This is a genomic window from Roseibium sp., assembly GCF_025698965.1.
Lineage (GTDB): Bacteria > Pseudomonadota > Alphaproteobacteria > Rhizobiales > Stappiaceae > Roseibium.
In genome coordinates, this window is sequence record NZ_JAILWL010000002.1 from 1 (window position 1) to 20,494 (window position 20,494).

The 20,494-nt window shown below is 56.3% G+C and carries 19 protein-coding genes; 8 read left to right on the top strand and 11 right to left on the bottom strand.

Going from position 1 to position 20,494, the window contains the following annotated elements:
* The 4 genes from K5905_RS00275 to K5905_RS00290 form a co-directional block, all read right to left on the bottom strand.
* Positions 1 to 355: hypothetical protein (locus K5905_RS00275; RefSeq protein WP_297578778.1), on the bottom strand; the 355-nt coding region annotated here is incomplete at its 3' end.
* A gap of 594 nt (positions 356 to 949) precedes the next feature.
* Complete coding sequence (locus K5905_RS00280) at positions 950 to 2,269, bottom strand: methyl-accepting chemotaxis protein (protein ID WP_297578781.1); 1,320 nt, start codon at positions 2,267 to 2,269, stop codon at positions 950 to 952.
* Between the two features lie 177 nt (positions 2,270 to 2,446).
* Positions 2,447 to 2,848, bottom strand: coding sequence for a DUF2177 family protein (locus K5905_RS00285; RefSeq protein WP_297578784.1), 402 nt, complete (start codon positions 2,846 to 2,848; stop codon positions 2,447 to 2,449).
* Between the two features lie 51 nt (positions 2,849 to 2,899).
* Positions 2,900 to 4,753, bottom strand: a complete 1,854-nt coding sequence (locus K5905_RS00290) for an ABC transporter ATP-binding protein (protein WP_297578787.1) — start codon at positions 4,751 to 4,753, stop codon at positions 2,900 to 2,902.
* 230 nt (positions 4,754 to 4,983) lie between these two features.
* Between K5905_RS00290 and K5905_RS00295 the strand changes: the two genes are divergently transcribed.
* Together K5905_RS00295 and hemF are read left to right on the top strand one after the other, a co-directional pair.
* Positions 4,984 to 5,454, top strand: coding sequence for a tRNA (cytidine(34)-2'-O)-methyltransferase (locus K5905_RS00295; RefSeq protein ID WP_297578790.1), 471 nt, complete (start codon positions 4,984 to 4,986; stop codon positions 5,452 to 5,454).
* A gap of 59 nt (positions 5,455 to 5,513) precedes the next feature.
* Positions 5,514 to 6,440: an oxygen-dependent coproporphyrinogen oxidase gene (gene hemF / locus K5905_RS00300; RefSeq protein ID WP_297578793.1), complete on the top strand. Its 927-nt coding sequence runs from the start codon at positions 5,514 to 5,516 to the stop codon at positions 6,438 to 6,440.
* A 7-nt stretch (positions 6,441 to 6,447) separates the two neighbouring features.
* Here the strand turns inward: hemF and K5905_RS00305 are convergent, their stop codons facing one another.
* The 5 genes from K5905_RS00305 to K5905_RS00320 form a co-directional block, all read right to left on the bottom strand.
* The gene (locus tag K5905_RS00305) at positions 6,448 to 7,560 is read right to left on the bottom strand and encodes an HD-GYP domain-containing protein (protein ID WP_297578796.1); all 1,113 of its coding nucleotides are present in this window, start codon (positions 7,558 to 7,560) and stop codon (positions 6,448 to 6,450) included.
* A 278-nt stretch (positions 7,561 to 7,838) separates the two neighbouring features.
* On the bottom strand, positions 7,839 to 8,906 hold the full coding sequence (locus tag K5905_RS00310) for a CCA tRNA nucleotidyltransferase (RefSeq protein WP_297578799.1): 1,068 nt from the start codon (positions 8,904 to 8,906) through the stop codon (positions 7,839 to 7,841).
* A gap of 80 nt (positions 8,907 to 8,986) precedes the next feature.
* Positions 8,987 to 9,151: a DUF6111 family protein gene (locus K5905_RS31535; RefSeq protein WP_367186862.1), complete on the bottom strand. Its 165-nt coding sequence runs from the start codon at positions 9,149 to 9,151 to the stop codon at positions 8,987 to 8,989.
* Positions 9,151 to 9,813 carry a CoA pyrophosphatase gene (locus tag K5905_RS00315; RefSeq protein WP_297578802.1) on the bottom strand — a complete coding sequence of 221 codons (663 nt, stop codon included), beginning with the start codon at positions 9,811 to 9,813 and terminating at the stop codon, positions 9,151 to 9,153. Before K5905_RS00315 ends, K5905_RS31535 begins: the two co-directional genes overlap by 1 nt.
* A 44-nt stretch (positions 9,814 to 9,857) precedes the next feature.
* Positions 9,858 to 10,466 carry a DUF1285 domain-containing protein gene (locus K5905_RS00320; RefSeq protein ID WP_297578805.1) on the bottom strand — a complete coding sequence of 203 codons (609 nt, stop codon included), beginning with the start codon at positions 10,464 to 10,466 and terminating at the stop codon, positions 9,858 to 9,860.
* A gap of 283 nt (positions 10,467 to 10,749) precedes the next feature.
* Between K5905_RS00320 and K5905_RS00325 the strand changes: the two genes are divergently transcribed.
* The 4 genes from K5905_RS00325 to K5905_RS00340 are packed head-to-tail and all read left to right on the top strand — an operon-like array spanning position 10,750 to position 17,635.
* Positions 10,750 to 11,769, top strand: a complete 1,020-nt coding sequence (locus K5905_RS00325; RefSeq protein ID WP_297578807.1) for a MoxR family ATPase — start codon at positions 10,750 to 10,752, stop codon at positions 11,767 to 11,769.
* A 35-nt stretch (positions 11,770 to 11,804) separates the two neighbouring features.
* A complete protein-coding gene (locus K5905_RS00330) occupies positions 11,805 to 12,728 on the top strand; it encodes a DUF58 domain-containing protein (protein WP_297578810.1) in 924 nt (307 codons plus the stop codon).
* A 3-nt stretch (positions 12,729 to 12,731) separates the two neighbouring features.
* The gene (locus tag K5905_RS00335; RefSeq protein ID WP_297578813.1) at positions 12,732 to 15,551 is read left to right on the top strand and encodes a DUF4159 domain-containing protein; all 2,820 of its coding nucleotides are present in this window, start codon (positions 12,732 to 12,734) and stop codon (positions 15,549 to 15,551) included.
* 8 nt (positions 15,552 to 15,559) lie between these two features.
* A complete protein-coding gene (locus tag K5905_RS00340; protein WP_297578815.1) occupies positions 15,560 to 17,635 on the top strand; it encodes a hypothetical protein in 2,076 nt (691 codons plus the stop codon).
* Here K5905_RS00340 and K5905_RS00345 read toward each other — a convergent pair.
* On the bottom strand, positions 17,632 to 18,138 hold the full coding sequence (locus K5905_RS00345; RefSeq protein ID WP_297578818.1) for a GNAT family N-acetyltransferase: 507 nt from the start codon (positions 18,136 to 18,138) through the stop codon (positions 17,632 to 17,634). The genes K5905_RS00340 and K5905_RS00345 overlap by 4 nt on opposite strands.
* Positions 18,139 to 18,508: 370 nt before the next feature.
* On the opposite strand from K5905_RS00345, the gene K5905_RS00350 reads away from it, so the two are divergent.
* Complete coding sequence (locus K5905_RS00350; protein ID WP_297578821.1) at positions 18,509 to 19,483, top strand: glutathione S-transferase family protein; 975 nt, start codon at positions 18,509 to 18,511, stop codon at positions 19,481 to 19,483.
* A gap of 55 nt (positions 19,484 to 19,538) precedes the next feature.
* Here the strand turns inward: K5905_RS00350 and K5905_RS00355 are convergent, their stop codons facing one another.
* A complete protein-coding gene (locus tag K5905_RS00355; RefSeq protein WP_297578824.1) occupies positions 19,539 to 20,006 on the bottom strand; it encodes an NUDIX domain-containing protein in 468 nt (155 codons plus the stop codon).
* A gap of 349 nt (positions 20,007 to 20,355) precedes the next feature.
* On the opposite strand from K5905_RS00355, the gene K5905_RS00360 reads away from it, so the two are divergent.
* Positions 20,356 to 20,481 (top strand): hypothetical protein, encoded by a 126-nt coding sequence (locus tag K5905_RS00360; protein WP_297578826.1) that lies wholly within the window; start codon positions 20,356 to 20,358, stop codon positions 20,479 to 20,481.
* Positions 20,482 to 20,494: the final 13 nt, after the last annotated feature.

Here is a 20,494-nt window from a genome sequence, read left to right on the forward strand (position 1 = left end):
TGGGGCGTATTTGGGCACCAACTGCATAAAAAAGCACGTTTACGACAAAGCTGGTGAAGGCCAGAGCCAGGACTGCGGTGCCCCAGAAAAGCGCACCAAGTTGCTCTGCGAAAAGCGAAACAGACATATGTTCGCCTGCAATTTCGAGAGCTTCAATCCGGCTTACATTAAAGATGAGCACCGGGATAAAGAAGACCACGGCAACCAAAAAAGTGGCTCCCAGAAACAAACCCGCCGTGACGAATTTCCGACCAATACGACGGAACAGTCCCGGGTCCGGTTCTTCTGGAACGGACACTTCGAAATCCGAACGGTCTGGCAATCCAGACACGCCCGGCGGCAAATGAAACAACATCGGAAAGTCTCCGAAACGAGATTGGGTCGTTGGTGACGGCAGACACGCAAAGACACGCGTGCAGCACGGATGGGACGGCTTAAGCCTGTCACCGCAAGAAACTGGATTTTGAAGAAGGGCTGAGCCTCCTAACGGAGGCGTTCAGAAACCTTGTAGCAACCTGCGGGGGTTACAAATGGAAGCATCAAGCGATGATTAGTCATGTAAAGCCCTCCTGGTTGCGCAGCCGGGCGGCCGCTGGGGATAAAGTAAAGTCAACTTTGGCAAGGTGACTGGTTGCGTTGGTAACCGCTTTCGGCTCGTTTGAAAAGAGCGAATGTGAAAAATCGGGATATGAATCTTTGCACTGTTGCCGATCGGACACAGCCGTCGGTTTTACGTGTTGATTTGGCAACCCAAGAAATTGGGTCATGCCATTCCCGCGGACAAATCCGATCTGCTTGAACTTTCTGCACTTCGCACATCGCTGTTTGCAGTGTTTCGGTCTTGAGCGAAATCCAAATTTACAAGCAACCCGCGACGAGCTTTCACAAACGCAAACAGCCGGTGAAACACCGGCTGTTTCAAAATCGGTTTGCAAACCGTCGGATTGGTTCAGGCCGCCCTGACACTTTGAAGGAATTGACTGACCTGGGATTGCAGGCTGTTTGAAAGTTCGCCCAGCTCTGCCGATGCCTGCTGCATTTCATCAGTCGCCGACCGGCTGGTCTCCATAACGTCGCTCAGCGTGTTGACATTGCTGCCGACCTGTTCGGAGCTGGAACGCGCAGTCAGGGCATTGCTGCTGATTTCCTGTGTCGCGGTGGCCTGCTCTTCAACGGCTTCACGGATTTTGCCCGAAATCTCACTCACTTTGCCAATCGTTTCCGCTATGGAGCGAATGGCTGTTTCTGACTGTTCAGCAACATCCTGCACAGATGCCACTTGAGCCGAAATATCATCCGTTGCCTTCGTGGTCTGTTCAGCCAGCGCCTTGACCTCGTTCGCAACCACCGCAAAGCCACGTCCCGCGTCGCCGGCACGCGCTGCCTCGATTGTCGCATTCAGCGCAAGCAGATTGGTCTGGCTGGCGATCTGGCTGATCAGTTCAACGATTTCGCCGATCGCTCGGCCGGTATCGGACAGGCGGCCCACAACCTCGTCCGTCTTTCGGGCTTCTTCCACTGCCGCACTCGCAATGTTTGCGGCTTGATCGACATCTTCACGCACACGGATCAGCGACTGGGACAAATTCTCGGCTGAGGTCGTGACGATGCCGACCGAATGATTGGCCTCGTCGGTTGCCTGATGCACTTCCTGCACAGCATGAAGCGAAGACCTCATGGCATGATTGAGTTGACCGGAATTGCTTTCCACGCTTCCGGCGGCATTGGACAATGCGGAAACAACGCCGATGACGGATTTTTCAAAATCGTCCGCAACATCCTGCATCAAGGCCTTGCGTTCCTCATCAAGAGCCTGTTGGTGCACCAGATCCTTCTGTGCCTGTGCCTTTGCTTTTTCCGCCAGGTTTTCGCGGAACGAGGTAACCGACCGCGCGATGGCGCCGATTTCATCGCTTCGCTCGTCTCCTTCGATATGAATATCGAGATCCCCGTCCGACAACCGGTCCAACCCGTTCTGAAGCCGCGCCAGCGGGCGCGCGATTCCGAGGGCCAGAACAACTGCAAGTCCAAGGAAAACCAAGCCGACCGGAGAAACGACCATCCCGATCGTGATCATCTGATCCAGAATAAGGCCGTCGATCTTGCCGGCAACATCTCCGTTCAGAAACTGCTGTGCGCCCTCGGGCGTTCCAATCTTCTCCATGAAGGCCTGGCGGAAGGTGTAGAATGCAAATGCAGTCCCCGCCATCATGATGACAGCGGCGGTGAGGACCATGGCAACGAACCTGCCCTTGATTGAAAGAGTCACGCTAATACCCCGAGTATCATTCCGCATCTCAGCATCTGCCGGTTGCTGGAACCTGATTTTCTACTGAGTTGGGCAAAACCTATCGCCCGGCACGTAAACAATCAGTAACAACGGGACTTAGAATTTCTCGGATATGTTTTTTTGCGTATTGGCGTCAGCCGATTCAATGGATGTGGCCTAGGAAACCAGACGCGTGAAGACATAGCCGGAACCTGCGGAAACCGCGGACAGTGATGTCCCCCAGGCAACATCGACAACCGTGACGATGACAGGCCAGTTCTTCAATGTCGCGAAATTGGTAACATCGTAGGTGGCATAGGTGAAGAAACCAAACATCGCTCCATAGATAACCGCAATAGCGAAGCTTTCCGCCTTCAGAGCCGGTGCTACGGCAAAGAAAACGATCCCGACGATATAGATTATATAGAAAGCCCCGGCCGCCGCCATGTTCGGCTTGTCCATCAAAAGGTGCCCGATCCGGTCAAAATAAAATCTGGTTGCCACCTGGGACAACCAGACATAATCGATGGCCAGGAACACCAAAGCGGTAAAGAAATAGGCAGCAGCAAGCTGAATCATTGGACCCTCGGTAAAAACACCATTTATCTACGCCCCCGATTTCCCGGCGGATCAGGTCAAAACGGTCTCCGGTGTCAAAAAACCTCCCGATTGTCGGTGCCAGAGTTGGGCGTAAAGACCATTTTCATCCAGCAACAGGGCTTCATGTGTGCCCTGCTGAACTATTCTGCCCTTGTCCATGACGATCAACCGGTCCATGGCTGCAATCGTCGACAGGCGATGCGCAATCGCAATCACGGTTTTGCCTGACATCAATCCCTGCAGGTTTTCCTGGATAGCGGCTTCAACTTCTGAATCCAGCGCAGATGTTGCCTCGTCCAATACGAGGATCGGCGCGTTTTTTAAAAGAACCCGCGCGATTGCAATCCGTTGACGCTGCCCACCTGACAACTTGACCCCACGCTCACCGACAAAAGCGTCGAAACCCATCCGGCCCCTTTTGTCTTCCAGTTCCTGAATAAACTCATATGCGTGAGCCTTGCGGGTCGCTTCAACAAGTTCTTCCTCGTTCGCGGACGTGCGTCCATAGAGAATGTTTTCCCGGATTGACCGGTGCAGAAGGGATGTATCCTGCGTCACCATTCCAATTGCCCGACGTAGCGATTCCTGGGTGACATCGCGCACGTTTTGTCCATCAATCAGAATGCGGCCTGACTCTACATCGAAAAACCGCAACAGCAGGCTCAGCAGCGTTGTTTTGCCTGCCCCAGACGGGCCGACAAGTCCGACCCGTTCACCAGGCTGGATCGCAAGATTCAGGTGGTCGATCACACCCCCTTCCTTGCCGTAGTGAAACCGTATGTTTTCGAAATTTACAGCCCCGTTCGATACCACGAGATCCCTCGCGGCCGGAGCATCTGACAGGTCAATCGGTTTGACGATTGTTTCCATGCTGTCCTGCATCGAACCGAAGTTCCGGAAAAGACCGTTCAGCTGCATGAAAAGACGGTTCAGAAGAATATTCAGCCTCAGGACCACACTCATTGTGAACGCGACATGACCGGTACTGATGCCACCGTCCTGCCAGATCTTCAACGCAACCGCCGATATTGCCACGATCATCACGCCATTGATCAGGTTCATGATGATGCGAATGGAGGAGAGCAGTCGCGTAAAGACCTGCAACTGCCCGATGAAATTCTGAAAGGCGGTTTTCGCCCCCCGGTTTTCTTCAAAGGCAGATCCGAACAGTTTGACAGACTGGATGTTGGTATAGGTATCGACAAGGCGCCCCGTCACTCCGGAGTAGGAATGTGCAACGGACTTGGAGGCATTGCGAACCTTCGGGACATAGATCCAGGCAGTGATGCCGAACATGAGCAGCCACAGCGCAACAACGGCCCCAAGTCTCATGTCCAACTGGGCTACCAGTACGAGAGTTGCCGCGGCATAAACCACAATGAACCAGGCAACCTGAAGAAGGTTGCTCATGAAATCGCCGGCGGACAGCCCCGATTGCATGACTTTCTGCGACAAGCGCCCCGCCAGGTCGTCGTGAAAATAGGAAAGGCTCTGCTTCATCACGCGCTGGTGCCCTTGCCAGCGCACAAGATTGAAAAAACCGGGAACGATAGCCTGTTCTTCCGTCAAAGCCATCAGAGCGAGGACCACTGTCCGAAGCACGAGAATGACAAACGCCATTCCCAACAGATACCAAACGTGGTCCTGAAAGAACGTAGCCTGGTCCCCCGATTGCAGAAGATCGACGATGTTGCCCAGAAAATTCGCGATCGAAACTTCAATGAATGCGGCGGCCCCTCCAAGAAGGAGCATCACGACGAAAGGCCAGCGGACCTGACTGACAAAGTAGAGAAGAAAGGCAAGCCCGCCATGAGGCATGTCTTTTTGAGGAGGCGTTCTGAATGGGTTGATCCAGGACTCAAACAGACGGAACAGCGGCGACACGTTGCAACTCCAGTAGAGACGGAAGCAAAGAGTAATTGCCCAATTCGGGCCACCGGGAGATGGAAATCAGGCAACCGATGCAAAAGGACGGAAATGATTCTGACTCACATCCTACGCGCATGCCGGGCATTTGGCCCGGACAAATTGAATTTTGCAGGTGTTACACCGATATGACAAATGCCGGAGCAGCTGCTATGTCCGCGGTCAAATAATCACCATTGCGTTCGACCATGCCAGACCTTGCCCTTTATCAACCAGACATCCCGCAAAACACCGGCACAATACTGCGCCTTGCCGCTTGCCTTGGCGTCACTGTGCATCTGATCGAACCTGCAGGCTTTCCCATTTCAGACAGCGCCCTCAAACGCGCCGGTATGGATTATCTTGAACGCGCGGCAATGAGACGTCACACATCCTTTCCGGAATTCGAAATCTGGCGGCAGGAACAAAAACGGCGCCTTGTATTGCTGACGACCAAATCCACGAATGCCTATACCGATCATGCATATCAGACCGATGACATCCTGTTCATGGGTCGCGAAAGTACTGGTGTGCCACAGGATATTCATGAGCTGGCGGATGCGCGCCTGACCATTCCGATGATGGAAGGAATGAGGTCAATCAACGTTGCAGTATCCGCCGGAATGGCCCTGGGAGAAGCCTTGCGGCAAACAGGCACATTTCCTAAAAGCCCCAACTAGAGCAAACATTCGGCCCTCTCCATCCTGAGACGCCCGACAGAGAACCCAAGGCCAAAGTCATGAATGCACCTTCACCGGAAAAGCGCGGCGGTCCGATTCCCGAGGGCATCGAAGACAAGAAACAGCTTGCTTCCGTCTGGTTCAGGGAGTTGCGCGACCGTATCTGCCAGGCCTTTGAAGATCTGGAAGACGAAATCGGAGCGCATAAAGGCCCGAATGCGAACCTGCCGGCCGGCCGGTTTGAGCGCACGCCATGGGAGCGGACCGACAGCACGGGCGCAAAAGGCGGCGGCGGTGTGATGTCGATGATGCATGGCCGGGTCTTCGAAAAGGTCGGTGTGCATATCTCCACCGTCCATGGCGAATTCTCACCCGAATTTCGTGGCCAGATCCCGGGAGCCAACGAAGATCCGCGGTTTTGGGCGTCCGGCATCAGCCTGATTGCCCATATGCACAATCCGCATGTTCCGGCCGTGCATATGAACACACGCATGGTTGTGACAACCCGGCAGTGGTTTGGCGGAGGTGCTGACCTGACGCCGGTGCTTGACGCTCGGCGAACCCAGGAAGATCCGGACACGGTTGCCTTTCATGATGCAATGCGCGCAGCCTGTGAGCCTCATGACGTTGCTGACTATGACGCCTACAAAGCCTGGTGCGACGAGTATTTTTTCCTGAAGCACCGGAATGAAGCGCGCGGGATCGGCGGCATATTCTATGACTATCTCAACAGCGGCGACTGGGACGCGGACCTTGCCTTCACCAAGGATGTCGGATTGGCGTTTTTGAACGTCTATCCGGAGCTCGTTCGACGGAATTTCGAAAAACCCTGGTCCGAAAACGAGCGCGAGGAACAACTGGTCCGCCGGGGCAGATACGTGGAATACAATCTGCTTTACGATCGCGGCACGATTTTCGGCCTGAAGACAGGCGGCAACGTTTCCTCCATCCTGTCATCCATGCCACCTGTGGTGAAGTGGCCGTAAATCCGCACTAAGCGGCCGCGTTCCCCTTCGACTGCGCAGAAAGACGGCTGACAGCCCCGAGCTGTTGGCCGAACAGCATACTTCCCAACTGAGCGACCATCTTCTGATCCAGTTTCGGGCCCATGTCTTTCAGCATGGTCAGAGCTGTACGTGCCGGAAATGTTTCCTTGTAGGGTCGTTCCTCCGTCAGCGCGGTGAAGATGTCACACACCGTGATCAACCGGACCTTCGGCGAAATCCTGTCACCTGCCAACCCGTCGGGATATCCGGATCCGTCCAGATATTCATGGTGCTGGATCGCCATTCTCTTGATGTCGACGGACACTTCCAGCCGCGACTTCAACATGTCTCTTCCGAACATCGGATGCCTCTTGATCAACACCCGCTCGTCCTTCGTCAGCTTGCCGGTCTTGTCGAGAATGGACAGCGGAATGCGCATTTTGCCGATATCATGAACCAGGCCACCGGCGATGATTTCCTTGCAAACCGTATCGCTCCAGCCCAAATGCCTGGCAAGCATTCCTGCAAGCCCCGCAACCCGCAGAGTGTGACTATAGGTGCCGCTGTGATGGGTCTGCACAGCGCCAAGCCAGGCTGCCCAACCATCGCTTGAAAGAGCCGCGAACATTTCCTCCGCACTCTCGTTCATCAGTGTGACACGGATTTTCGAACCTTCGGCAGAGGAAAGACACAGGCTCTCCAGAAAGGCGTTGCTCGATTTGTAGGCTTCGACAGTGCGTGAAGGAGTGTTTTCCGGCAGAACCTTGCAAACATCCGCTTTCAACAGTGTCTTGGTTCTTCGAAGCAACAGAGCGAAGGGGGCGTCGCGCTCCAGCGTCTCCGTCTTGCCCAGCGCGCCGGCCTGGATAACTTCCTTGCGGTTCTTTTGCGAAACCAGACAAATAACCGGTATCTCGGCAATACTCTCCCAGGATGCCTTGAGCGCCTTCAATCCCACATCCGTCGCATCCAACAGCTCGATAACTGCAACTTTGCCATCGCCGACGGTTTCAGCAGACACTTTCGACATATCGATCAAACGCGCCGGAAAGAAGAAGGGCAGCTTTCTAACCGGAGAGTCGAGAGGAAGCGGTCCATCCGAAATCAGAACAATTTCCATCCAAGCCTCGTACAAATTCTCCAGTTGAAGGAGAAACAATCAGCCATTGAATTTCTTCAAACGAAATACATCCTCACATTTGGGACTATTTCATTTAAAAAAACGCTAAAACATCTTACTGGCTTTAAGGATCAGATCTTTTTTGCTGAGTGAGAACCCGCTTTCGCACCAATCATCTTCCAATGTCTTGAGAAGATCTCCCAGCGCCCTTCCTGGCCTATGGCCTGCTGCAATCAAATCCGCCCCCTTCAGCGGAAATTCCGGAACAGTCAGCGGCCTTATTTCCGACAACAGGGCTCTGAATGCATCATCGTCCACCCGTTCCTGTGCCGTCCTGCGCGCCCACAGGGCAGACCGTCGATCGCACCCTGTTTGCCGTATTCGTAGACCAGCGAAGACGCTTGCGGCATTTCGTTTGATTGTTTGAGCCGTTTGGTAACTGCCCAGGCTGTCCTCATGCGTTTGCGTTCGGCATTCGACAGACGGAAACGGTCGCAGATCCTCTCAAGGTCTTCGCGCACAAAACCGGCCAGAACCACAAGACCGACCTCGTGATCCCCTGCCTCGGGGGCAACATCTTTCATCGTGCGCAGGGCGTCAAAATCATCAATGCGTGCCAGGCCACCCGTTGCGATTTCCCACAATCCGCAATCATTCATCAGCCGAAGCGCCGTCGCAGCCAGCGGCGCTCGCAACAACCGCCGCATTTCGTGGCCGATACGTTCCGCGGATAAACGCCTCAGTCCGTCGCGTTGACGCAGGCAGGCGCTCAGTCCTCCCGCATCCAGCTCACCGCGGCCATAAGCAGCGTAGATGCGAAAGAACCGCAAGATGCGCAGATAATCTTCCTTGATCCGCGTATCCGGATCGCCGATGAAACGCACCCTGCCTTCCAGACAGTCCCCGAGGCCGCCAAGCGGATCATGCAGGCCGCCATGCCGGTCGACATAAAGCGCATTCATCGTGAAATCACGACGCTCCGCATCCTTGACCCAGTCCTTGCCGAAAACAACCCTTGCCTGCCGCCCGAACGTTTCCACGTCTTCCCGTAATGTAGTGACCTCATAGGGAAAACCGCTGCTGATAACCGTTATCGTGCCATGTTCAAGGCCTGTTCCAACGGGCTTAAGTCCAGCCTGCGCTGCACGCTGCATGACGTCTTCAGGCCGCGCTGATGTTGCAATATCAACGTCCGGAACCGGATGGCCTAGAAGCGTATTGCGAACGGCCCCACCAACCACACGAGCCTGGTCACCATCCTGCTCGATAGCGGAGAACACATCCTGGATGCCAGGAGCATTCAGCCAGTCGGCCCGCCGGAGTATATCGTCAACATTGACAGTCATCGCACTATTCAAACCGGCCCGGCACGAAAACGCCATCACGCATTACCGATGGCTTGTAGTCGGTCCCTTCAGGTCCCCGGTTAACCGTGGCCATGACAAAGAAACCCGAAATCACAAAAACCAGCCAAGGGTCCCTTGGCCCAGCGATCCGGATGTTTGCTTCTTTTCGTCAGCCACAGCCACAGCGCGTAGCAGAAAAAAGGCATCAGGAACAAAACGAGATGTGTCAGAACAACACGAAGCATCAGCGATACACCGTCTCATAGAGGGATCGGATGATACCGGCGGTAACACCCCAGATATAACGTTCACCGAAAGGCATTGCATAAAAGTAGCGTTGCTTGCCTTGCCAGACCCGGCTTTGCTTTTGATGATTGACCGGGTTCATCAGGAATGTCAGCGGAACTTCAAAAACGTCCTCGACCTCGTCCGGATTTGGCTGAAAGGGCGTGACTTCCCGGATCGCCGCAACAATTGGAACCACCCTGTAGCCGGATCCGGTCAGATAGGGCGCCAGATTTCCCAGCGGTTCAACGACCTTTGGCGGCAAACCGATCTCTTCTTCAGCTTCTCTGAGCGCGGCCTCAACCGGTCCGTTGTCAGTCGGATCAATCTTTCCACCCGGAAACGCAACTTGCCCGGCGTGAGATTTCAGATGCCCGGTCCGCTGCGTGAGAACCACGCTCGGTCCTTGTTCCCGCTCCAGAATACCGATCAGCACGGCTGCATCCCGCGGTGGTCCGTCCCACTTGGCATAAGGACCGAGATCGGGGTTCAGTACATGGTCACCGGTGTCGCGTTTTGCATTTTGCCGAGCATTTTCAGCAAGGCGCGCGTGCAATCTCTTTGCCCAGTCTTCACCGGAAAGCGTGCCGGAGCCTGTGTCTGTCACTAAAGATGCGGTCATTCAACCTGGCCGTTCGAGTTCGTTCTGTTCATGTACTCAAATAGTTATTCGGGTGGCGACAGCAAATCCGGATCAATCGGAAAATAGGTTCCTCCGCTCCAGATCCCCATCCGGGAACCGTCTTCATCCTTGTGCTCGGCAATCATGTCGGCCAGCTGATACATCAGCGCTCGTGTGAACAGGGCTTCCAGCCTACCCCTGATGTGAACATAGGGTTTCAGACCGCCGCTGTCCGGTTCTTTTTCGAAACGGAGCGGGTGTTCCGCACCAATGGCAACCAGATCACCGAGATTTGTCCTGACCGTCAGAACCTGTTTTTCGCCAGCGTCTTCGACCGCCATCTCAACTGCCAGAAGCGGAGCATCGTCGACCGTAATACCGATTTTCTCGACGGGTGTGACTAGGTAGTGTTTGCCGTCTTCATCCTTGCGCAACACGGAGGCAAACAGCTTGACAAGCGCTTCCCTGCCAATCGGCGAGCCCAGGTAATACCAGGTTCCGTCTCTTGCTATCCGGATGTCGAGATCCCCGCAAAACGGCGGATTCCATTTCTCGACGGGGGGGGAAGACTTGTCCTGAGCATCTGCCCGGCTCATCAATGCCTTGAGCCCATCCGGCATTGTCTTGACGATATTTACGGGTCCGTCCGCCATAGACCTACTCACTCCAAACTGTTCATCACCAGCACCCGGATTTTTACCAATCCGGTGTTTTTCTCATTTGTAACCGGCAGGCGAGCACCGCCCGCAAGTTCGACCTTATCCCCAAACCATGGAAAGAATCTTGGACCTTTCCACTGTATGGCGCACAATTGCGCCTTATCTAGCAATTTATATGGTGTCAGACTGCATGAGTCGCAGCAACCAAGGTTCACGGTGCAACAGCTCTCCGCCAACCTCCTGACGCGGAAAGCAAAAAATCAGGGAAAGGTGATTCATGAGCGTTGTTTCCCCCACAGGCCCAACCGAAGAAGATATGGCTGCCGTCGCGCAAAATGCGGAGCGCGCAGTAAGCCGCATCAGTGATGCGAAAGCCGACATCGCACGGATCATCTTCGGACAGGAAACCGTTGTTGAACAGTCGCTTGTCACCATCCTTGCCGGTGGTCACGGTCTTCTTGTCGGGGTTCCCGGGCTTGCAAAGACCAAGCTTGTCGAAACGCTCGGAACTGTTCTGGGGCTGGATGCACGCCGCATTCAGTTCACGCCAGACCTGATGCCCTCCGATATTCTGGGGGCCGAGGTCATGGAGCAAAGTGCCGATGGAGGTCGGTCCTTCCGCTTTATTCCAGGACCGGTGTTTTCCCAGTTGCTGATGGCCGATGAAATCAACCGTGCCAGCCCCAGAACTCAATCGGCTCTGCTGCAGGCGATGCAGGAATATCACGTGACCGTTGCCGGTCATCCTCACGATCTGCCACGCCCGTTCCATGTCCTGGCGACACAGAATCCGCTTGAACAGGAAGGCACTTACCCGCTTCCCGAAGCCCAGCTCGACCGCTTCCTGATGCAGATCGACGTGCATTATCCCGATCTCGATGCAGAGCGTCGCATCCTTTTGGAAACAACCGGTGCCGAACAGGCGGAAGCTCAGGTCGCCATGAACGCGGAAGAACTGATGGAGTATCAGCAACTCGTGCGGCGCATGCCTGTAGGCGAGACCGTTGTGGAATCGATCCTGAAACTTGTTCGGTCCGCAAGACCTGAAGAAGGCTCGGAAGGGTCGGACGTTACGAGTTTGATTGCCTGGGGTCCGGGACCCCGCGCCAGTCAGGCCCTGATGCTCACAGTTCGCGCACGAGCGTTGGTCGATGGCCGCCTTGCACCGTCGATCGATGATGTACTGGCGCTGGCCGAACCGGTTCTACAGCACCGAATGGCTTTGACCTTTGCCGCCCGTGCGGACGGCCACACGGTCAGGGATGTGATCCGTCGGGTGAAAGAGACGATCGCCTGAAGCAAACCGTTTCTCTTTCTGGAGCCCACGCCCACATGGATCCCCGCAACACGAAGGCAGGCATTGATCAGGACACATGGCCGAATGTGATCGGTGAGGCACGTTCGGTCGCAGACGCGTTGCCCGACCTTTTGGTCGAGGCGAGCCATGTCGCAAGTTCCATCATCGCCGGCTGGCATGGACGCCGGCGGGCAGGTCCTGGAGAAAGCTTCTGGCAATTCCGACCGTTCAACATGGGTGAACCGGCAAAACGCATTGACTGGCGCCGGTCCGCTCGTGACGACCATCTTTATGTCCGTGAACGCGAATGGGAAGCCGCCCACACTGTATGGCTCTGGGCCGATCTTTCCTCTTCCATGGTGTTCCGTTCCCGTCTGTCAGATGTCACCAAGCGCGACCGGTCCATCGTCCTGATGCTGGCGCTTGCCGACATGCTCGCGGAGACCGGAGAACGGATCGGCCTTCCCGGACTGACGCGTCCTTTTTCCGATCGGCGCGCCGCCGAAAGGCTGGCGGACGCACTCGCCCATCTTTCCAGACCGATTGCCTTGCCGGACACGCTTTCGGTCAAACGATTTGCGGATATTGTACTGGTGTCCGACTTTCTCGATCCGCTCGAAGATATCGCGGCCTGGATCGCACGAGTCGCGGCGACGGGAGCCAAGGGGCATCTGGTTCAGGTGCTGGACCCTATTGAAGAGACATTTCCCTTTGACGGTCGTATCGAGTTTACCGATCCGGAAAAAGGCATTCGCCTGACGACCGGGCGGGCGGAGAACTGGCGCGAAGATTATCAGAACAAACTGGAAGCACATCGGGCAGAAATCCGGGACATGGCTCGCAGAGCCGGCTGGACCTATGTTATGCATCATACTGACCGTCCCGCTTCTGAACCGCTGCTTGTGCTGCATAGTGCACTTTCAGGTGCGTTGGATGTCATGCAAAAAGGAGGCGTCTGACCCGTGTTTGCAGGCCTGCCCCTGACGTTTACAGCTCCGTGGATTCTGGCGGCACTCGCACTGTTGCCGGTAATCTGGTGGCTATTGCGGCTGACACCTCCCCGCCCTCGCGAGATTGCCTTCCCGCCGACCCGTCTGCTGCTCGACATCGATCAGCATGAGGAAACTCCCCAGCGAAGCCCGTGGTGGCTGACCCTGTTACGACTGCTGCTTGCCGCAATCCTGATCATCGCCCTTGCAGGTCCAATCTGGCGTGCAGCAGAGCCGGTGGAAACCGGAGAAGGCATTCTCTGGATTCTGATCGACAACGGCTGGACATCGGCAAAAGCTTGGGATGATCAGGTCAGGACCGCAGAACAGCTTCTGACCACGGCTGAACAGACCGGACGTCCGGTTTTGTTTGCGGCAACCGCAGAAGGCCCGGCACAAAACCTGATGCCCGAGGCAGCAGCAAGTGCTCTGGAAAAACTCCGCGCCCTGGAACCTCGGCCATATCCACCGCAACGCAATGAACTGAATCTCGGGCTGCGCAAGGCTGCACAGGAAAACCCGCCGGGCGCCGTCGTCTGGCTTTCGGACAATACCCATACCAAGGGTGCCTTTCTGACCGACCTTGCCGCGATCACCGGCGATGCACCTGTCACTGTTCTTTCCGGTCTCGATACGCCCATGGGCCTGAAAGACCTCAAGAATGATGCCGAGGCGCTATCGCTGACCGTTGTCAGGCACCCCGACCAGAATCTTCGCACCGCAACTGTTCAGGCCCTCGATCTGAAAGGTCTGGTTCTCGGCGAAGTCCAGGCCTCGTTCGAACCCGCCAGCACTGAAACCGTTGCCCGATTTGATCTGCCGAGCGAACTCAGAAACGATATCGCCCGGGTCGAAATTGCAGGTGAAGCGGCCGCCGGTGCGGTGCAGCTGGTGGACGACAGCTGGCGGCGTCGCACCGTTGGCCTGATTTCCGGTCAGTCCGGCGATCTGGATCAACCGCTCCTGTCTCCGGTCTATTACCTGGAACGCGCGCTGGCTCCCTTCTCCGACATCCGTCGCCCCCGCGACAATGATATCGACGTGGCCGTTCCGGCCCTGATCGATCAGGGTATCTCGGTTCTGGTCCTTGCCGATGTCGGACGTCTGCCGGACACCACGAGCGAGGTATTGCGCGAGTGGATTGAAAACGGTGGCACCTTGTTGCGGTTTGCCGGACCGCGAACCGCTGGCGGCAGCGATGAACTTATTCCAGTTCGCCTGAGGGCAGGTGATCGGTCCCTGGGCGGTTCGCTTTCCTGGAAACAACCGCAACATCTGGCGGATTTTCCGGAAGATTCACCCTTTGCCGGTCTGAACATACCCAAGGAAGTCACGGTCACGCGGCAAGTTCTTGCCGAGCCGACCTCCGATCTTCCAGACAGAACCTGGGCTATGCTCGAAGACGGAACACCCCTTGTCACCGCAGCGGCAATGGGGGCCGGCTCTGTGGTCTTGTTTCACGTCACGGCAGATTCCTCCTGGTCCAATCTGCCGCTCTCGGGCGTGTTCCTGAACATGTTGCGCAGGATCCTGTCTGTGTCGAATGTCGCCGCCGCTTCGGAAACACCAGCCGATGGCACGTCCGCTCAAAGCGTGCTTCCTCCCCTACGATTGCTGGACGGCTACGGGCGCTTCGGTCCACCGCCCGTGGAGGTAACGCCTGTAAACGCATCCGTTTTCCGGGAATCATTGGCCAGCCGCAGGACCCCGCCCGGTCTTTATGGAACAGAGGACGGATTTCGAGCGCTGAACCTGATGCAGGCAGACGACGAGATCCAGCCACTGGATCTGACAGCGCTCGGCGACACCGTTTCGGTGGCCGCCTATCCGGCATCAGATCCGCTTGACCTGCGCTCTGTCTTCTTCTCGCTCGCGTTCCTGCTGCTGGTGATTGACGCCATTGCTGTCTTCCTGCTGGCGGGAGGTCTCAGCCGGATTGGATTGAGTAGGAGAACGGCAAGCATTGCTTTTGCCCTGTTTGCCTCCGCGAGCCTGTTGACAGTCACAGGGTCAGACCTGGCGCTGGCGCAATCGACATCCGATGAACTGCAAGCTCTGGACTCGGCGCTGGAAACCCGGCTTGCCTATGTGCTTACCGGCAATCCTGAAATCGACGATGCAAGCGCCGCCGGTCTTTCGGGACTGACGCGCTTTCTCGCCGAGCGCACGGCGTTGGAACCGGGACCACCGATTGCCGTGGACATTGCCCGGGATGAGCTGGCGTTTTACTCGCTGCTTTACTGGCCAATCGATGCCGCGGCGGACAAACCAAGTGATCAGACCGTTGCGCGCATTGATACTTTCATGCGCAATGGCGGCACCATCCTGTTCGACACCAGGGATCACATAAATGCCTCGGCCAACAGCTTTGCCTCCACGCCTGCAACGTTGAAGCTCCGGGAAATTCTCGAAGATCTGGATGTTCCTCCGCTGGAGCCCGTTCCACCCGATCACGTCCTCACCAAGGCCTTCTATCTGCTGGATTCGTTTCCTGGCCGATATGCGACCAGTCCGCTCTGGGTCGAGAGCCTTGAAGAAATTGCAGCCCGTGGCGATCGGCCCGTTCGCGCTGGCGACGGTGTTTCCCCGATCCTGATCACCGGCAACGATTTTGCAGCCGCCTGGGCAATCTCCGAAAGCGGGGAATTCATGTATCCGACGGTGCCGAACAGTCCTGTTCAACGGGACTACGCCTTCAGATCGGGCGTTAATATCGTCATGTACAGCCTGACTGGCAACTACAAGGCCGACCAGGTTCACATTCCCGCCTTGCTTGAACGGCTTGGGCAATAGGAGCGCTGATGGTCTGGTCTCTCTCCTTTGATCCCCTGCTTCCACTCTGGGCACTCGCCACAGGCATCGCGGTGGCCGTCCTGCTGTCGGGCCTTTCCGGCTTCCTGAGACTGCGCGGATGGGTCCTGCGCTCGTTCACAATGGCGCTCCTCCTGTTCGCCCTGGCCAACCCGGCCATCGAGCGCGAGGATCGCGAACCCTTGTCTAGTGTCGTCGCGCTGATTGTCGACAAAAGTCAGAGCCAGCGCCTGGCCGAAAGAGAAACCACCACCGACCAGGCAGCTGCGGAAATCCAGAGCAGGATCGAGGCTCTGGACGGATTTGACCTGCGCGTTCTCGAAGCCAGAAACTCTGGTGCGGGCAATGGAACGCAAGTGTTCCAGACACTCACAAATGGCCTCGCGGATGTGCCTCCTGAGCGGGTGGGCGGTGCAGTAATTGTCAGCGATGGCCAAATCCACGACATTCCCGAAAACGCGGGCGCTCTTGGCTTTGACGCTCCGGTCCACGGCCTGATCACGGGAACCTCGGACGAACGCGACCGCCGCATCGTGCTCGACAAGGCGCCGAGATTTGGGCTGGTCGGCTCGGAGCAGACAGTGAGCCTGACCGTTGTCGATCAAGGCCAGGGTACCGGTCCCGGAGATCAGGTGCGCCTCACCGTGAAACGGGACGGTAATGTCGTCAGCGAGCGTATGGCGCGCACAGGTGAAAAAATCGACATCCCCGTCGAAATCGCGCATGGCGGCGACAATATCTTCGAGTTTGAAGCCGATACCCTGGCAGATGAACTCACCACATTGAACAATCGCGCCGTGGTCACGATAGACGGCATTCGGGAAAACCTGCGCGTCCTGCTGGTATCCGGGTCCCCCCATGCCGGGGAACGCACCTGGCGCAATCTACTGAAATCGGATGCTTCGGTCGATCTGGTCCATTTCACAATTTTACGCCCACCGGAGAAGCAGGACGGCACACCGATCAATCAACTGTCCCTGATCGCCTTCCCGACACGCGAACTGTTCTCGGTGAAAATCGACGAATTCGATCTGATCATTTTCGACCGCTATGTCCGGCGCGGCGTATTGCCGATGCTCTATTTCGACAACATAGCCCGTTATGTTCGCGATGGCGGTGCCGTGCTGCTGGCCGGTGGTCCGGACTATGCCGAGACCGGTAGTCTGTACAGAACACCGCTGGCGCCTATTCTGCCGGCCCGGCCAACCGGAGCGATCCTCGAGCAACCTTTCCACGCCACACTGGCCAGCCTGGGTGAAAGACATCCCGTAACCAGGGGCCTGCCCGGTTCGGAACAGGAACCTCCGGCCTGGAGCCGTTGGTTCCGGGCAGTCGATACGGAACTGGATGCGGGTCAGCAGCTCATGTCCGGGCCAAGCGAAACCCCGCTTCTGGTGTTGAACCGTGAAGGTGAAGGCCGGGTCGCAATGTTGCTCTCCGATCACGTCTGGCTCTGGGCTCGCGGTTTTGAAGGTGGGGGGCCGCATGTCCCCCTGCTACGGCGCCTGGCGCACTGGCTGATGCAGGAACCCGATCTGGAGGAAGAAGCCCTGAACGTTTCTCTCCTGGGCAATGAGCTGGTGGTGGAACGCCAGACGCTCGGAGACAGCGTCGGAGATGTCATCGTTATCGCTCCGACAGGAGAGCAGACGGAAATCACCATGAGTGAGCAGGATCCAGGCCTGTGGCGCGGTGCCATGCCGGTCGGCGAAACTGGACTTCATTCCGTTTCGGATGGAGAAATGAGCGCGCTTATTCATGTCGGACCACAAAACCCGCGTGAATACACCGATGTTCTTTCGACAACGGAAGTGCTGGAACCGATCAGCGAGGCAACCGGAGGGGCGACCCAGCGTCTGAGAGACGTTGGAGGAGGACTGGACGTTCCAAGGGTCGTGTCCATGCGCCAGTCAGCGAATTATGCGGGTAATGGCTGGATCGGTCTGAAAGCCACCGAAGCGAGCATTCTGAACGGTGTCGACCGCTATCCGCTGATGATCGGCCTTCTCGGCTTGGCGTTACTGCTGGGGGCACTTTCGCTGACCTGGTATCGCGAGGGGCGTTAGCGCCCCGGCCCTGCCCCGCCGTGAACCGCTCCTGTCGGCATGGTTGCCCCATTCAGGGCGGCCACGAGCAACCGGGCCGGGTCGACCGGACCCGGCAAAGTGATCTGGCCGAAAGGGACCTGCTGAAAGCCGAAGGGGCTGTAATAGGGAGCGTCGCCGACTAGAAGCACGACCTTGTCGCCTGCAGTTGCAGCTTCATCCATTGCTGTGCGCAGCAGCGCCTTTCCAAGACCCCGGTTCTTGAAGTTGGGAGATACGGTCAGCGGCCCAAGAAGCAGCGCTTCGGTCTCGCCGATCTGGATCGGTGACAACCGAATGGACCCTGCGATCTGAGAGCCTGCCAGACCGACAAAGGACAAGTCTGGCCGATGTGGAACGTTTTCCCGTATGCGAAATGCGGTCCGCGCAAACCGGCCGGGTCCAAATGCCTCGGCTTGAAGGTCTTCAATAGCAGTATTGTCGGAGGTGTCTTCGAGCCTGATGACCCATGTGGTCTGTTTCATGTGGCAGTTCCTGAAAAGCGATCTTTTTAAAAAAGCGCGCCTGCCACTAGCCCGAATGTATTTATCGAAATTCCGGGATCAGGTCAGCCGCGACGGAGCGAACGAGAGCTTTCTCGTCGGCTGGTTCGTCGTCGGAGTGTCAGACCTGAGGTCATGGAAACCTGTCTCGTCGATACGCCGGTAACTTTCAAGTCACCGGTAGTTCATTTATGAGGCAAAGCGGTTACCACGCCAACTTCTTTCGGTCCAGTGCTTTTTTGTCATGACCGGACCTCCGAAATTGTTCAGCGATTGCGAACACTGCATTCAGTTGATTGATTTTCACGAACAGCGCACAACCTACCAGGAAGGCAGATCAAGGGAGTTCACGATGGGATTGCTGGTCGATGGTGTCTGGAAAGACGTCTGGTATGAAACAAAATCAACTGGCGGACGTTTTGTCCGCAAAGACGCTTCTTTCAGGAACTGGATCACCGCTGACGGGTCGGTTGGGCCGAGCGGCGACGGTGGCTTCAAGGCAGAGGCCGACCGCTACCACCTGTTTGTCTCCTACGCCTGCCCGTGGGCACACCGCACGCTGGTCTTCCGTAAACTGAAGGGACTGGAAGATCTGATACCGGTGACCGCCGTTCAGCCGTTGATGCTGGAGAACGGCTGGGAGTTTGGCGAACAGGAACCGGTTACAGGCGCCCAATACGCGTGGAACATCTATGCAAAGGCTGATCCGCACTATACCGGCCGGGCAACCGTTCCGATCCTTTGGGACAAACATCAGAACACGATCGTCAGCAACGAATCTTCTGAAATTATCAGGATGTTCAATTCCGCCTTTGACGATGTGACCGGGTCTTCGCTCGATTTCTATCCGGAGGATCTTCGCAGCCGAATCGACACGATCAACGAGCGCATTTATCACACGGTCAACAACGGCGTTTACAAGTCCGGGTTCGCAACAAGCCAGGAAGCCTATGAGGAAGCCGTTCAGGCCCTGTTTGAAACTCTGGATTTTCTGGAAGGCTTGCTGTCTGACAAGCGCTACTTGATGGGCGACAGGTTGACCGAGGCCGACTGGCGCCTGTTCACGACGCTGGTTCGTTTTGACCCGGTCTATGTCAGTCATTTCAAGTGCAACATCCGCCGGATCGTTGATTATCCGAACCTATGGAACTACCTGCTTGATCTCTATCAGATGCCGGGCATTGCGGAGACCGTGGATATGCCGACGATCAAGCATCACTATTTCGGGTCCCACGAAAGCATCAATCCACACCGGATTGTTCCAGTCGGACCGGAAATCGACTTCCTTCAACCCCATAATCGCGATCGGCTAAAACCGGCAGCTTGACCTTCGCACAAGGCTGACTGGCCTGACGGGCCGGTGGAGCCTGCAGACAGCAGGCTCACCATCTGCCGCCTGCCGGAAATGCGCCGTTTCGGTGTTCATCAAGCCGGCGGGATGTTGCCTTGCTTAAATCGGCCGGCAACGCATCCAGCGCAAAAAAGGCCGCCTCGACAATTTCGGTATTCGGTTTCAGGAAATTGTCCGCCTTTTGCCAGGCTGAAAGATAAAACAGGCCGACATGGTCCCGCCCGGTCGCCTCCTCATTCAGATACATGTTCAAGAGCGTCGGATTATTGTCGGCAACGATGCCCGCCTCTTCGCGCACCTCACGGCATGCGGCCTCATCAAGCGTCTCCCCGCCTTCCACCCCTCCACCCGGCAGATACCAGCCGGGGAGATAACTGTGATGGACCAGGAGCACTCTTTTCAGCTCATCCTCGACAATTACTCTGACCCCGAGCGTATACGGGTTGCGGACAAGGCCCGCCCCCTGAACAAGACGTTTCGTCCATTGCTTGGGGAGCAAAGAAAAAATCCTCAGCATTTGCTAAATCTTAAACCACCATTTCTTGAAGAAAGAGCTTGTTAACCCATGCATTCCCCGCAGGGCAGCTACGCTAGAATAACGCTCCTCCTTCGTCCCAAGCGTGCATATATAACAGGCAACATGATGAATTCGAAGGCAGACACGTTGCCTGCCTTTCTTTTGAAAGGAAAATCCCAATGTTGAACGCACTGTTTGGAAAACGCCGCCGCCGCACGTCCCACTACCAGTGGAAACCGGCTGTTGACCTCAGCAATCCGCGCATTGCTGCGTCCCTGACAACTTTCCCGACCAACTAAGGTTCGGAAGCAACGCAAAGCGGAGGACCGATATGTTCGGACTCGTGAATGTTGTAAATGCGACGCTGCGCGAAACCACGCGCTCCGCAGAAAGCAATACTGCCAAGGCAGTCAAGCGAGCGCCGGCTTTCAATAGCAAGGTCAAGCCCAAGGCCTGATCTCCGCAAAAAA